Consider the following 13,201-nt stretch of genomic DNA (forward strand, 5'->3'; position numbering starts at 1 on the left):
TAAAATATGAACTTAACGCATTTAGATGAAAATCAAAGACCAAAGATGGTCGATGTAAGTGACAAGGACGAAACGACACGCGTAGCTGTTGCAAGCGGTATAATAGAGATGAGTCAAGAGGCATACGATGCCATCGTAAATGAAACGACAAAAAAGGGTCCGGTTCTACAAACTGCAGTGATCGCTTCAATTATGGGTGTTAAAAAAACAAGTGACCTTATCCCAATGTGTCATCCTCTAAACCTTAGTGGTATCAACTGTGATGTAGACGAGTTACCTGAGCTTCCTGGATTTAAACTGACAGTTACAGCAAAACTCAAAGGACAAACGGGTGTTGAGATGGAAGCCTTGACAGGGACATCTGTTGGACTTTTAACAATCTACGATATGGTAAAAGCGATCGATAAAGGGATGATCATCCGTAACGTACAACTTGAAGCAAAATCAGGAGGAAAAAGTGGAGACTTTAAACGATAGACTAAAAGGTGAAAAGCTAGAGCTTACATACCCTTGCTCTTGGTGTTATAAAGTGATAGCAACTGAAAAAGCTGCACTTGAACAAGCAGTGAGGGATGTTTTACTTGAAAGAGAACATAAACTGACTCACTCAAACAACTCAAAAACCGGAAAGTATGTAAGTATGAATCTTGATTTGTTAGTACACAATGAAGATGATAGACAATTTATATATGATGCTTTAAAACAACATCAAAATATAAAAATGGTGTTATAGGAGTATATGATGGAAAATAGTAAATTACAAAAAGATGTAGATAGTTTTTTTGGAGGCCTTGATCTAGAGAGTGTTGATACGCAAAAAATTGAAACACTTACTACTCAGATTATCAATAACCAAATCTCCGATATTGAAAACGAACTCGAAACCCTTTTAAAGAAGAAAGAGGAACTTGAACGTTCTATAGAAAAAAAGTCTGAAGAGATTCAAGAGAAGAAATATGAAGTTTTCAATGCTATAGAAGAGAAACTACAAAACTCTCCATCTGCTTTTACTAAGCTCCATCAAGTAAAACTCCAATCAATTGACCTCTACGAAATTTTAAGTGAAATAGTAGAATCAGCCATTATTACAGCTCTTGAAAAAGAGCGTGACAGTGATTTTAAAGAGTATTTGATCGAGACAATTAAAGAAATCACTTTTGAATCTATCAAAGAGGGTTCACTCAATACTATCCGTATCAGAAAGATCCTCTCAACTATCCTTGCGATTGCAATAGATGTCGCTGAAGCTGAACCAAATAAAGCACAAGAGATTTTAAGTGCGACAACAAAAGGGATGCGTTCAGGTCTTATTAAATCAATCCATAGATTTAAAAAACGTTTAGCGTATATGCCTATGGAAGCAAAACATATCTTGATCGAAGACTATGATACTATTATGGAAGATCTTAATCAGACAGATACTATCTTCTCTCAAGTTGTAATAAACCAGGCTTCACAAAGCTCATCTGTAGTTCACAAAATTCTTCTTGATATTAATAAAGAGATGAAATATGACCTTGAAGAACTGCTTACAGTTTCTAAAGAGACAGCTGAAGTGATGAAAAATAAATTTGCAAACTTTGCAAAACTTGCTGTTAAAAAAGCTGATTCTGCTATACATTCGCAAAAAGCGCAAGAAGCAAAAAGAATGGGTAAACAAGCATTTGAAACTGCAAAATTTGCACTTGGAAGTGCCATAAAAACAGCTAAAGACGCAATTGATAAAAAGAAGAGTTAAATTACAATTTTTTATGTTAGAATAAAGCTGAATTTCAAAAAACTTCAATATAATGTGATAATTTTATAATAAAGGAATTCATTATGATGTTACACCCGGCAACGGCACATTTCGCTATGGTACTACCAGTAGTTGCATCAGTCTTCGGTCTTGCATATCTAGTAAGCAAATCAGAAACTATGTCAAAAATTTCAGCACGTACAGCTCTATTTGCAGCTATCGCAATGGTAGGTGTATGGTATACGGGAAGTGAAGCTGGTCCAAAAATTTTCAATTTTCTTAGCGAAGCAGGAAAACATGAGCTACTTGAACATAAAGAGCTAGGTCTTTATTTAGCAATCGCAATGTCTATAGTTGCTCTTATTCAGATAGCGGGTTGCCAACTACGTAAGTTTGGCCTACAAGCATTCGGTGTTATTTTAACTGTCGTAGTTATGGCTGTAACATTTATCCAAGGGAAGCACGGTGGTGAAATCGTTTATGAACACGGTCAACCATTCCAAATGACTCAACTTGAAAAATTTGTTTCTAGTGACGAGCTAGAGATGGCTGAAGATGTAGAAGAAGTAACTACTTTAGTAAAAGAAAAAATAACTACAATCTCTGAAGAAACTTGTGCAAAAATTGGTTGTAAATCAGATGATGAAGAATCTGAGGATGAGGAATAACTAACTCATGGATGCAAATGCTCAAATTGAGAAAATCAAAGAGGCTTTTAAACAATATGAAGCCGGTGAGCAAACAACAAAGGATCTCCTTCAATACATGAAGGAGTCCTCAGCTTGGCTTACAGAAAAGATAAATAAATGAATATATTAGTTACGCAAGTTTTTGAAGATCAGATGAAAGAGATTCTCGAAGAAATGATACAAAACGATCCTAACTCCGTAAAAGGGTTTAAGATGTATCTAGATACTATATTGTTAAACATCCCTACTAAAGATAAGAAGTATAAACAATCAAAACTTTTCGATGATGAAAACATAAAAGATGTAGAACATGAGGGTTTTCGTATCCCTTTTTATCACAATAAACAGAAAAACACTTTTGTCATACTAGGAATCATAAAAATATAACATAATTCTTATAATAAAAATGACTCATTCTTATATTAATTTTTTTTTACACAAAAAGTGTTTCATATTGTAACACTATTTCCAACAAAATCACCCTATTATCACATAATTTTCACAAATGCAGTATAATTAGTTTTGCTAAAATTTATAATTAAGTATAAAATGGCATAATACCTGTTCGAAATTCGGAGTACATTATTAACTTAAAATATGTAATAAACAATTTAACAAAGGAGAAAATGTGGATAAAAAATCTCAAGAAAACATAGATAATTTATCTAACAGTACTGAAAAAAGTATTGGCAGAAGAGACTTTTTCAGAAAAACAGCTGCTATGGCTGGTACTGCAATAGCTGGTACTTCGCTACTATCGTCTAATGCTATGGCGAATGAACATGCTGGTGGAAATGGTGAAGAAGCTATTCTTGGAACACCAGAGTGGGCTACAAAATGGGGAGATCCTGTTACTAAAAACCTTTACGGAATGCCTTCAAAATATGAGCACAATGTAACTAGAAGATATACTAAGCTACTAGCATCTGGTAACTTTAGAGCTTCAATTGCAGTAACACCTATTCAAGAATCAATGGGAATTATTACTCCAAATGGATTATTCTTCTCTCGTTGTCACGGTGGTGTTGCACACATCGATCCTAATGAGCATAGATTAATGATTACAGGTTTAGTGGAAAAACCTTTAGTATTAACTATGGAAGAATTAAAAAGATATCCAAGTGTAACTCGTACACACTTCATCGAATGTCCGGCTAATGGTGGACAAGAGTGGAGAGGACCACAATATAACTCTTTACAATTCTCTAAAGGTTTTATGTCTTGTGCTGAGTGGACTGGTGTTTACATCAAAGATATCTTAAAAGACCTTGGGGTAAAACCAGAAGCTTTATGGATGCTTGCAGAGGGTGGCGACTCATCTAAAATGGGTAGAACAATCCCTATGGAAAAAGTTCTTGACGATGCTATGATCGTTTGGGGACAAAATGGTGAGGCTCTTCGTCCAGAGCAAGGTTACCCAATTCGTTTACTTGTTCCAGGTTGGGAAGGTAACTTATGTGTTAAATGGTTAAGAAGATTAGACTTCGCTAGTGAGCCATGGTACTGTAAAGAAGAAACTTCTAAATATACTGTTCTTAAACCAAACGGTCATATTATGCAACACACTTATGCAAATGAAGTTAACTCAACTGTAACTTCTCCATCACCAGAAATTGACTGGTCAAACCTAAAAGATGGTGATATTGTAGAGATCGAAGGTCTTGCATGGTCAGGTATGGGTACAATCACTGGTGTTGATATCTCATTTGACGGTGGTAAAAACTACGTTGAAGCTGAACTAAAAGGTCTTGTATTACCTAAATGTTGGACACGTTTTAGCTATATGCATAAATACAAAAAAGGTGAAGAACTATTACTTACTTCACGTGCTACTGATGATGCTGGTTATATCCAACCAACAATTGATCAAGAGCTGACTAAAGTTGGTGTTGAAGCGGTTTACCACAGAAATGCTGTTGAAACTTGGAAAGTTGAAAAAGACGGAACAGTAACTCACGTTCAAATCCGTTCAGAACTTACTCGTGACAAAGACGGTAATGTTGTAATTGAGAAAAAAGGAGAAGCGTAATGATAAAAATTAGTAATAAGTTATTAGTATCAGCTTCTGTAGCTGCATTAGTATCATTTGGTTTCTCTGGATGTATGGAAACTTCTGCACCAGTTAAACATGGTATGGATGGTGGTGTATACTATCCAATAGCAAACGGTAAAACTGGTCCTTACCATGTAAATACTACAGCTCACGACATGACTATTAATAATGGTCGTGTACCAACAGAAGACGAGTACAATGCTTGGAATTCAGATGTAATGCCAGATGGAACAGGTTTACCAGAAGGTGAAGGTACTGTTGAAGAAGGTGAAGAAGTTTACGAAGCAAAATGTGTAATGTGTCACGGTGACTTTGGTTCAGGTGGTGGTGGTTATCCAGCACTTTCTAAAGGTAATGCATACGCAATGTACGAAACTTTAACTCGTCAAAGACTAAAACCAGATACTGATGGTCCATCAAGATTCTTCGGAAGCTATTGGGCACAAGCTAGTACAATGTGGTGGTACATTAAAGATGCAATGCCACACCCAGCAACTGACACTTTAACAGACGATGAAGTATACGCTTTAGTAGCATATGTATTGAATGTTAATGAGATGGAAATTGACGGTGTACCTGTAGATGAAGATTACGTTTTAAATCGTGAAAACTTCTTAAAAATCAAAATGCCTGCTAAAGACGTTTATGAACCTGTAATCGATGGTCCACAAGGTCCAGAAAATGTACGTGCTTACTATGCAAATCCAGATAACTTTGGTGCTGTAAAAGTAAAAAGAAGTGAACGTTGTATGACTAACTGTCAAGAACCGACTGTTCATGTAGCTGAGATTACTGTTGGTATCAGTGACTTCCATCCACCAATGTCAGCTGTTAGAGATTTACCAGCTGAAGAAGGAAGTTCTTCTTTTGATGCAAAAACTGCTTATACAGAAGCTTGTGCAATGTGTCATGACACTGGTGCAGCTCCAGCTCCTGGTGATAAAGGTGCATGGGCTCCATTACTAGCTAAAGGTATGGATGCTGTTTATAAAAATGGTCTAAACGGTACAGATGCTGGTATGCCAGCTAAAGGTGGTTCATCACTAAGTGATAAAGAATTCAAACTTGTAGTTGACTATATAGTTAACCAAAGCAAATAAATCTCAATTAAAGGAAAGATTATGGAAAGAAGACAATTTTTAAGTATGACTTTAGGTGCATTAGCTTTAGCTGTTGTACCTGCAAGCGTAAGAGCTGAGGATTTCAGAAAATCAAAACCAGCTGTATGGACTGCACACACTGTTGATGATGCTATCATGGCAATGTATGGTAAAAAAGATTTAACTATGAGCAATGTTAAATTAACAGCTGCTAAAGTTCCATCTGATAGCCCTAAAAAAGCTGTTGCATCTAACGGTGGTGCAATTCCAGTTGATTTTTCAGTATCTGTTCCTGCTAAAACTGTAGCAGTATTCCAAGATGCTAACCCAGAAGCTGCTGTATGTGTATACACTGTATCTAAATATGATGCAATGAACTACTCAATCAAAATTAAAATGGCTAAATCTGGTACTATTACTATCGTAGCTGAAGGTACTGACGGTAAACTTTATGCTGCTAAACAAACTCTAGATGTTGCTCTTGGTGGATGTGAAGGTTAATCCCTTTTCATATATTGATTTAAAAAAGAAAAAATATAAGGAATAAATATGTCAGCAATTAAAGTAAAAGCAAAATTAAAAGGCGGTGTAGTTTCTGTTAAAGCAATGGCTAAACACGAAATGTCTACATATAACATGGCTGAGAAAAAAACTGGTGATAGAGAAAATGCTAACTTCATTACTCATATCTCTGCTACAATCAACGGTGAAACTGTAATGGATATGTCAACTTCTCAGTTCTTATCTAAAAACCCTATCTTTAAATTCGACCTTAAAGGTATCGGTGCTAAAGGTGACGCTCTTGAGATGGTTGCTGTTGATCGTAAAGGTAACACTCTTAAAGGTAAAGGTAAAATTAAATAATTTTATCCTAAAATTCCCCCTCTTGGGGAAACCTACTCTCTTCCCTAATAAAGCTTCCAAATTCCACAAGGTTTAATTTTATGTTAAAAAAATCATTACTAAGTATTTTATATATTTTTATATTGTCAGTAACTCAACTCTCAGCAGAAATAATTGATATTGATAAAGCTGTTCTTGCATCTAAAAAAAGTGGGAAAAACCCTCTTGTATATCTTCATAAAACAGGTTGTCCATACTGTGAAAGACTTGAGGAGTTTACTCTTGATGATGATGATGTAGATCAGTATATCAAAGATAATTTCACTTTTATTATAATTAACGTTTCACATAAAGAAGATATTGTTATATATGATCATGAACAAACAACAGCAAAAGCATTTGCTGAAAACATCGGTTATAACTTCTACCCTTCTGTATTGTTTTTCAGTAATTCAGGTGAGCTTGATCACGGTAGTATCGGTTATATCGAAGAGAAAGATTTTCTTATAATATTAAAGTATATGAAAACAGGCGCATTTAAAACAATGAGCATAGATGAGTATAAAAAGAAAATTGGTTTTGTTGAAGAGAATAACGGTGAACAAATAGATAAGAGACAAAAACTATGAGTGGAAAAGTTTTAAAACTATTTGTTACATCTGATGATGAGCAAAAGACAAGATTAACTCCTGAAACTATTACAGTTGATAATGATGGTGTAGTAGAGGATAAATTTTATAAAAAAGATTTAATGCGAGCTATTCTAATTACATCTATAGACAGCTATAACTTAGCTAAAGAGAACGGTGTAGAGATAGAATATGGGCTTTTAGGTGAAAATATCCTTATTGATACAAACCCTTATGCATTAGTTCCCGGTCAAACTTTAAAAATAGGTGATACCATTTTAGAAATTACACAAAACTGTACCTTATGTAAAGGGTTATCTACAGTAAGTTCAAAACTACCAAAAATATTAAAAAATGATCGTGGTATCTTTGCAAAAGTAATAAGCGGAAAATCCTCAATCAAGATTGGTGATACTGTAGAAATCTAACTCTATTAATTAATTTTATTTATATCAAAAAAATGTTACATTTCTTCAAAATAACACAATTGAAATCATTGTAAACTGCATATTGAAATAATAAAAGGAGATTTTTGAACTTATCAAATTTTTTAAATAAGTATGGGGAAGAAGTTCCCGGATATGATGTAAGAGTTATTAACGAAAGAGAAGCAAGAGCTGCAGCAGGTATACTTGGTACCCTGGGAATCATGGTTATCTTTATCGGTATAGGATTTAATCACATCATTGTAGCGAGAGTATATATTGCATTTTTATGGTTTGAATTTCTACTTAGAATTACAAAACCGAATTATGCACCATCTTTACTACTTGCAAGGTTTTTTGTACAAAATCAAAAGCCAGAGTATGTAGGTGCAGCACAAAAGCGTTTTGCATGGGCAATTGGCTGGTTAATCTCATTTCCTATGATCTATTGGTTTGTGCTTAATTGGGATATTACTTTTTACAAAGTTTTAATTTGTGTACTATGTGCAACTTTAATGTTTTTTGAAAGTGCTTTTTCAATATGTTTAGGATGTATGTTATACAAATATATCAAAAAAGAGGATCCTCACTATTGCCCAGGAGGAGTATGTGAGGTTCGTAAAAAAGAGCCTATACAAACGTTTAATCTTATGCAAAAGATTGTGGCAGCTGCGACTGCTATTGGTTTAACGGTAGGAATATATCTTTTCCTTGCATATACTGAACCTAAAACATTCTTCGGAGAGTTTCTCCATGAAGCAGTACTGACAGATGCACAGCTCCAAGCACAAAAAGATGCAGCTTATGAAGCTGAGATGGCAGCGGAATTTGGAGATGATGAGGATGAAGAGGAATAATTCCTCTTATCCCTATTTATAATACTTTACAACTCCGTCCATCTTTGAACCCATATTTAAAAGTACCATATCTGCAATTACAAGAGCAGCCATAGCCTCACAAACAATAGTTCCACGAATAGCTACACAAGGATCATGACGCCCTTTTAAAGAGAAGTCTACCTCCTCATTAGTCGTAGTGATAGTATGTTGTTCTTGAAAGATAGACGGTGTTGGTTTAAAGTACACGTTAAGTACAATATCATCACCGTTACTGATCCCGCCAAGAATTCCACCTGAGTGATTTGACTCAAATCCATTAGCACGTATTTGGTCATTGTTTTGCGAGCCTAGCGTTTTAGCACTCAAACACCCATCACCTATCTCAACAGCTTTTACGGCGTTTATACCCATCATAGCATCAGCTAAAACACCATCTAATTTATAATAAAGTGGTTGTCCTAATCCAATAGGTGCATTTTTAACAACAACACGGCTAACACCGCCAACAGAATCATGTCTCTTCTTAGCTTCTAAAATTGCATCTTTTTGTGCCTGTTCTACATCAGAATCAAGTGCATAAATAATACTATCCTTTACACCTGCATAATTAAATTTCTCAGCTTTTATCCCTGCAACTTCACTAATACCACTTAACACTTCAACATCAAGCTCTTTAAGCATCAGTTTTGCAATTGCACCTGCAGCTACACGAGCAGCTGTTTCTCTTGCAGAACTTCTTCCGCCGCCGCGGTAATCTCTTAGTCCATATTTATGAAAGTATGTAAAATCTGCATGTCCAGGGCGAAACACATCTTTAATATTTGAATAGTCTTTTGACTTTTGGTTTGTATTATAAATCACCATTGCAATAGGCGTACCTGTACTTTTTCCTTCAAATACACCGCTGAGTATCTCTACCTTATCAGCCTCTTTTCTTGCCGTTTCAAATTCACTTTTTCCCGGCTTTCTGCGGTCGAGTTCATTTTGTATAAATGCTTCATCGATCTCTAAACCTGCAGGTACACCATCAAGCACACATCCAAGTGCCGTCCCGTGGGATTCACCAAATGTTGAAAATCTTAATTTTTGACCAAAACTATTCAATTATTTTTCCTTCTTTAACATCTCTACTGCCAGCTTTGCCGCTTCCTGCTGAGCTATCTTTTTGCTTTTTCCGATAGCTCTTGCATACTCTTTATCTTCAATGTATACACCAACTTCAAACTCTTTTTTATGATCAGGTCCGCGAGAAGCTAGTACTTTATACTCAGGTGTTATTCCAAAACGTGCTTGAGTAAGTTCTTGCAGAGTTGTTTTAAAATCTCTAAAAAGAGAATCTAAAGAGATCTCTTCATGATTCTCTTCAATCAATTTTATAGAGATCTCCTGCACTTTTTCTAATCCTGCTTCAAGATAAATCGCACCCATTATCGCTTCAAAAGCATTTGATAAAAGCGATGACTTTTCTCTTCCGCCGTTATTGTCTTCTGCATTCGATAAAAGAATGTAGTCACCCAGTCTTAAAGCACGGGCTAATTTATCAAAACCTGTTTCATTTACAAGTGAAGCACGAATCTTTGAGAGTTTTCCCTCATCAGAATTTCTAAACTTTCTAAAAAGATACTCCCCTACCACAAGATCAAGTACAGCATCACCCAGAAACTCTAAACGCTCATTATCGTAGGGCTGTTTATAGCTTTTATGTGTCAGCGCTTCGATAATGAGATTTTTATCTTTAAACTCATACCCTAACTTTTTCTCTAACGTATCTATTTTCTTGTGCATAATATCCTCATTATAAATTTTTCACTGCTTCGGCAGCATCACGAGCTAGTTTGTCACATCTCTCGTTTTCTATATGCCCATCATGTCCCCGAACCCAATGAGCATTAATCTTATGTGGCTTTGAAACCTCAATATACTCTTGCCACAAATCAGGGTTTTTTACCTTTTTAAAGTTCCGTTTAACCCAGTTGTCTAACCATTCATTGATCCCTTTAACCACATAGGATGAATCACTCACGATTTCAACATCACAAGGTTGTTTTAGAGCTTTTAAGCCTTCTATAACACCTCGAAGTTCCATTCTATTGTTAGTAGTATGTTCTTCGCTTCCTACGATCTCTTTTTCTTTATCACCATAACGAAGAATTGCTCCAAAACCACCAGGTCCAGGATTACCTAAAGCACTTCCATCACTGAAAAGAGTTACTTTCTTCACCAAACTCCCTCATATAATCACGGCTAAGCGAGATCTCTATAGTTGCACTATCTATTGCATGGCAAGCACTGCAACGATTAAAAGCAAAAGGATACGTCCCCTTACAACTTGAACAGACATATTCAAATCCAAGTGTTGCATTCGCTTTTTTTTCAAGTTTAATAAGTATATCAAATTCAAATATAGAACTTGATTTTGCTAAACTTATATCACCCCGTGCACTATAAAGTTCTCTTAAATAACCACTTTTTGAAATTATATCTAAATTAAGGTCTTTACTACGTAAATTCCATAATACCGGTACTAAAACATCAACTTTTGAATGATCTAAATTTTCCCAAGCCAGTTGAGGATTTACACGAAACAGATACTCAAAAATCATATAAATTAAATTGTGATTTTGATTATAAATCTCTAGCAGTTTTTGCGCTTTAGTTTCACCATCCATCTTTGCATTGTTTAAAATCATAAGAGCATTGAGATATTCACTATCTAAAGAGATATCCTCCTCTAACTCATCTAATGGTTCTAACACATCCATAGCCGACTTATAATCTCTCATATGTTCATAAACAAGTAAAAGATACTTTAACGCTTCGGGGGTGCGGGGATATTTTTTTAAAATCTCTAAAAAGATCTGTTTTGAACGCTCTAGAAAACCGGCCCTGAAATATGTTTTACCAAGTAAAAACATTGTTTCTTTAGTATTTGCACCCTTATTTACTTCCAGGATTTCATTATAGATCTCTATAGCTTTTTCATAATCACCGTTTTTATAAAAAGAGTTTGCGAGTAAAAGCCACGATTTCTCAGAAAGCTCACCGCTTGAGATCAACACTTTGAGTTCATTTTTTGAAGGGAGTGTTTTAAACTGTTTTAAAAAGCGGTCTATATCTTTGTTATCCTCTTTTCGTTTATATCTTCCCCACCAGTAAGAGATAAACGTGATAACAAAAACAATGGAAAAGAAAATAATAATAGAGAAAAGCGGATCACGAAACTCTATAAAAAAACTACCCATTCTTAATACACCACAATCCCATAATCATTTTTGAGGTTATAAAAAGTACACTCGGGAGTAATCTCCAGATCTTTTGTACGTCCAAGTTGAATAAGAGCATTTTTGGGAACAAAAATACCGTTTTCTTTAAAAAATTTCTTGATATTTACAAACTTTACATCTTCAACAAATTTATACTCAAATTCCTTATGAAGCTTCATTTTATCGGTTAAGAACAAGTGTTCATTTACATGAAGTTGATCTGATGCATACTTAATAGGAAGGTACCCTGAAAGGTCTGTTAATATCTCTTCTACATGTTGATGTTTTTCGGGAAGTGTATTTTTTTGAATAAAAACATATTTATTGTTAAGTTTTAAAGTTGCAGAATTTTTCCAGTACTTATATGCCGGATTAGAGATGCCGAGCTTACCGTAAACTTCGCGCCAAAGCCAAAAAGAGTTAAGCGTATCTGGTAAAGCTGACATATATTCCCTTTTAAAATCTATTTATTAGATTATATACTCTTTTATCAAATAGATTTATTAAAAGGGATTTTCACTATTATGAAAATGTTGCTACTACAAGTTTAGTAACGATGAAACCACCGATTACCAACCATAGGAACATTGCACCCGCTGTATAAAGTGGTGCTAAACCTAAACCTTTAAATTTAGAGAAAATTGTCCCCATACCTAAAGCAGTCATTGCCATAGTAAGTAAGAATGTATCGATCTCGTTAATAACACTAACAACATCAGCCGGTACTAACTGAAGTGAGTTAAACCCTGCCATACCGATAAAGTAAACAGCAAACCAAGGTATAACAAGTTTTACACCACCTGCAGCAGAACCAGATTTTTTTGCTTCCATTGAAAGGTAGATTCCTAAAAGAATAAGCATTGGTGCGATCATAATAACACGAGTCATTTTTACAATTACCGCTGAGTTTGCCATATCAGTTGGAGTTCCTTGGATAGAAGCAGGCACCGCAACAACTTGTGCAACTTCATGGATAGTACCACCAACATAGATACCGAACTCTTGAGGAGTCATATGTAAAAAGCCAGTTGCCGGTTCAATAACTGCCGCGTATAATACCGGATACAAAAACATTGAGATAGTACCGAAAAGTACAACCATAGAAACCGCAACTGCCGTTTTATGTCCTTCAGCTTTAAGTACAGGCTCTGTAGCAAGAACTGCCGCAGCACCACAAACAGAAGCACCAGAAGCTGTAAGCATTGATGTTTCTTTATCCATTTTAAAGATTTTATATCCAAGGTACGAACCAAGAATAAAAGTCGTTGCAAGCATGATTAGTGATACCATAAAACCACTCATACCTACATCCATAATCTCCTGGAATGTAATTCTAAAACCGTAAAATACGATCGCAAAACGAAGAATTTTTTTCCCAGAGAATGTTATACCAGTTCCCCAAGCACTTGGAACATGATTGTGTAAAGTGTTTGCATAGAATATACCTAAAACGATACCGATTACCAGTGGAGATATACCTAAAGCTTTTACAGCAGCAATGTCTGCAATCATAGTTGCTGCCGCTGCGAAGATAGCAACAAATATAATTCCAGAGATTGTACCTTTTCTATTTTCTTTTGAAAAAGCCATAATTTACCCTTATTTTATTTTAAGGCGCAATT

Annotated in this window: 18 protein-coding genes and 1 pseudogene; 13 read left to right on the plus strand and 6 right to left on the minus strand. The window is 35.2% G+C overall.

Going from position 1 to position 13,201, the window contains the following annotated elements; genetic code table 11:
• The first annotated feature begins 6 nt into the window (after positions 1–6).
• From moaC to FJR03_RS11100, 13 genes and pseudogenes are all read left to right on the plus strand, one after another.
• The gene (gene moaC / locus FJR03_RS11045; RefSeq protein WP_193113555.1) at positions 7–477 is read left to right on the plus strand and encodes a cyclic pyranopterin monophosphate synthase MoaC; all 471 of its coding nucleotides are present in this window, start codon (positions 7–9) and stop codon (positions 475–477) included.
• On the plus strand, positions 458–733 hold the full coding sequence (locus FJR03_RS11050) for an HP0495 family protein (RefSeq protein WP_193113556.1): 276 nt from the start codon (positions 458–460) through the stop codon (positions 731–733). The genes moaC and FJR03_RS11050 overlap by 20 nt, the downstream gene beginning before the upstream one ends.
• A 9-nt stretch (positions 734–742) precedes the next feature.
• Complete coding sequence (locus FJR03_RS11055) at positions 743–1,738, plus strand: DUF6781 family protein (protein WP_193113557.1); 996 nt, start codon at positions 743–745, stop codon at positions 1,736–1,738.
• Between the two features lie 86 nt (positions 1,739–1,824).
• Positions 1,825–2,217: pseudogene (locus FJR03_RS11060) on the plus strand (DUF2231 domain-containing protein); the annotation flags it as partial.
• Between the two features lie 196 nt (positions 2,218–2,413).
• Entirely contained in the window at positions 2,414–2,548 is a 135-nt protein-coding gene (locus tag FJR03_RS11770; protein WP_255524248.1) for a hypothetical protein, read from the plus strand.
• Positions 2,545–2,814: a hypothetical protein gene (locus tag FJR03_RS11065; RefSeq protein WP_193113559.1), complete on the plus strand. Its 270-nt coding sequence runs from the start codon at positions 2,545–2,547 to the stop codon at positions 2,812–2,814. Before FJR03_RS11770 ends, FJR03_RS11065 begins: the two co-directional genes overlap by 4 nt.
• A gap of 241 nt (positions 2,815–3,055) precedes the next feature.
• Complete coding sequence (gene soxC, locus FJR03_RS11070) at positions 3,056–4,456, plus strand: sulfite dehydrogenase (RefSeq protein WP_193113560.1); 1,401 nt, start codon at positions 3,056–3,058, stop codon at positions 4,454–4,456.
• Entirely contained in the window at positions 4,456–5,580 is a 1,125-nt protein-coding gene (locus FJR03_RS11075) for a c-type cytochrome (protein WP_193113561.1), read from the plus strand. The genes soxC and FJR03_RS11075 overlap by 1 nt, the downstream gene beginning before the upstream one ends.
• 21 nt (positions 5,581–5,601) lie before the next feature.
• A complete protein-coding gene (locus tag FJR03_RS11080; RefSeq protein WP_193113562.1) occupies positions 5,602–6,081 on the plus strand; it encodes a thiosulfate oxidation carrier protein SoxY in 480 nt (159 codons plus the stop codon).
• A 48-nt stretch (positions 6,082–6,129) separates the two neighbouring features.
• On the plus strand, positions 6,130–6,444 hold the full coding sequence (gene soxZ, locus FJR03_RS11085; protein ID WP_193113563.1) for a thiosulfate oxidation carrier complex protein SoxZ: 315 nt from the start codon (positions 6,130–6,132) through the stop codon (positions 6,442–6,444).
• 80 nt (positions 6,445–6,524) lie between these two features.
• Positions 6,525–7,052, plus strand: coding sequence for a thioredoxin family protein (locus tag FJR03_RS11090; RefSeq protein ID WP_193113564.1), 528 nt, complete (start codon positions 6,525–6,527; stop codon positions 7,050–7,052).
• Complete coding sequence (locus tag FJR03_RS11095; protein ID WP_193113565.1) at positions 7,049–7,480, plus strand: MOSC domain-containing protein; 432 nt, start codon at positions 7,049–7,051, stop codon at positions 7,478–7,480. Before FJR03_RS11090 ends, FJR03_RS11095 begins: the two co-directional genes overlap by 4 nt.
• Before the next feature lie 104 nt (positions 7,481–7,584).
• On the plus strand, positions 7,585–8,334 hold the full coding sequence (locus tag FJR03_RS11100; RefSeq protein WP_193113566.1) for a DUF4395 domain-containing protein: 750 nt from the start codon (positions 7,585–7,587) through the stop codon (positions 8,332–8,334).
• 12 nt (positions 8,335–8,346) lie between these two features.
• On the opposite strand, the gene aroC is transcribed toward FJR03_RS11100, so the two are convergent.
• The 6 genes from aroC to FJR03_RS11130 form a co-directional block, all read right to left on the minus strand.
• Positions 8,347–9,420 carry a chorismate synthase gene (gene aroC / locus FJR03_RS11105; RefSeq protein ID WP_193113567.1) on the minus strand — a complete coding sequence of 358 codons (1,074 nt, stop codon included), beginning with the start codon at positions 9,418–9,420 and terminating at the stop codon, positions 8,347–8,349.
• Positions 9,421–10,101, minus strand: coding sequence for a ribonuclease III (gene rnc / locus FJR03_RS11110; RefSeq protein ID WP_193113568.1), 681 nt, complete (start codon positions 10,099–10,101; stop codon positions 9,421–9,423).
• A gap of 10 nt (positions 10,102–10,111) precedes the next feature.
• On the minus strand, positions 10,112–10,537 hold the full coding sequence (rnhA, locus tag FJR03_RS11115) for a ribonuclease HI (protein ID WP_193113569.1): 426 nt from the start codon (positions 10,535–10,537) through the stop codon (positions 10,112–10,114).
• The gene (locus FJR03_RS11120; RefSeq protein ID WP_193113570.1) at positions 10,512–11,558 is read right to left on the minus strand and encodes a tetratricopeptide repeat protein; all 1,047 of its coding nucleotides are present in this window, start codon (positions 11,556–11,558) and stop codon (positions 10,512–10,514) included. Before FJR03_RS11120 ends, rnhA begins: the two co-directional genes overlap by 26 nt.
• 2 nt (positions 11,559–11,560) lie before the next feature.
• Positions 11,561–12,025: a hypothetical protein gene (locus FJR03_RS11125; RefSeq protein ID WP_193113571.1), complete on the minus strand. Its 465-nt coding sequence runs from the start codon at positions 12,023–12,025 to the stop codon at positions 11,561–11,563.
• Positions 12,026–12,101: 76 nt separating this feature from the next.
• A complete protein-coding gene (locus tag FJR03_RS11130) occupies positions 12,102–13,169 on the minus strand; it encodes a YeiH family protein (RefSeq protein WP_193113572.1) in 1,068 nt (355 codons plus the stop codon).
• Between the last annotated feature and the right edge of the window lie 32 nt (positions 13,170–13,201).

The organism is Sulfurimonas marina (genome assembly GCF_014905095.1).
In the GTDB taxonomy this organism is placed as follows: Bacteria; Campylobacterota; Campylobacteria; order Campylobacterales; family Sulfurimonadaceae; genus Sulfurimonas; species Sulfurimonas marina.

Excerpts from the sequence above, each read along its gene's own strand:
- FJR03_RS11065 (WP_193113559.1), top strand. The coding sequence starts at position 2,545 with ATGAATATATTAGTTACGCAAGTTTTTGAAGATCAGATGAAAGAGATT.
- rnc (WP_193113568.1), bottom strand. The coding sequence starts at position 10,101 with ATGCACAAGAAAATAGATACGTTAGAGAAAAAGTTAGGGTATGAGTTT.
- soxZ (WP_193113563.1), top strand. The coding sequence starts at position 6,130 with ATGTCAGCAATTAAAGTAAAAGCAAAATTAAAAGGCGGTGTAGTTTCT.
- FJR03_RS11120 (WP_193113570.1), bottom strand. The coding sequence starts at position 11,558 with ATGGGTAGTTTTTTTATAGAGTTTCGTGATCCGCTTTTCTCTATTATT.
- FJR03_RS11770 (WP_255524248.1), top strand. The coding sequence starts at position 2,414 with ATGGATGCAAATGCTCAAATTGAGAAAATCAAAGAGGCTTTTAAACAA.
- moaC (WP_193113555.1), top strand. The coding sequence starts at position 7 with ATGAACTTAACGCATTTAGATGAAAATCAAAGACCAAAGATGGTCGAT.
- FJR03_RS11055 (WP_193113557.1), top strand. The coding sequence starts at position 743 with ATGGAAAATAGTAAATTACAAAAAGATGTAGATAGTTTTTTTGGAGGC.
- FJR03_RS11075 (WP_193113561.1), top strand. The coding sequence starts at position 4,456 with ATGATAAAAATTAGTAATAAGTTATTAGTATCAGCTTCTGTAGCTGCA.
- FJR03_RS11080 (WP_193113562.1), top strand. The coding sequence starts at position 5,602 with ATGGAAAGAAGACAATTTTTAAGTATGACTTTAGGTGCATTAGCTTTA.
- FJR03_RS11125 (WP_193113571.1), bottom strand. The coding sequence starts at position 12,025 with ATGTCAGCTTTACCAGATACGCTTAACTCTTTTTGGCTTTGGCGCGAA.
- FJR03_RS11090 (WP_193113564.1), top strand. The coding sequence starts at position 6,525 with ATGTTAAAAAAATCATTACTAAGTATTTTATATATTTTTATATTGTCA.
- FJR03_RS11130 (WP_193113572.1), bottom strand. The coding sequence starts at position 13,169 with ATGGCTTTTTCAAAAGAAAATAGAAAAGGTACAATCTCTGGAATTATA.
- FJR03_RS11095 (WP_193113565.1), top strand. The coding sequence starts at position 7,049 with ATGAGTGGAAAAGTTTTAAAACTATTTGTTACATCTGATGATGAGCAA.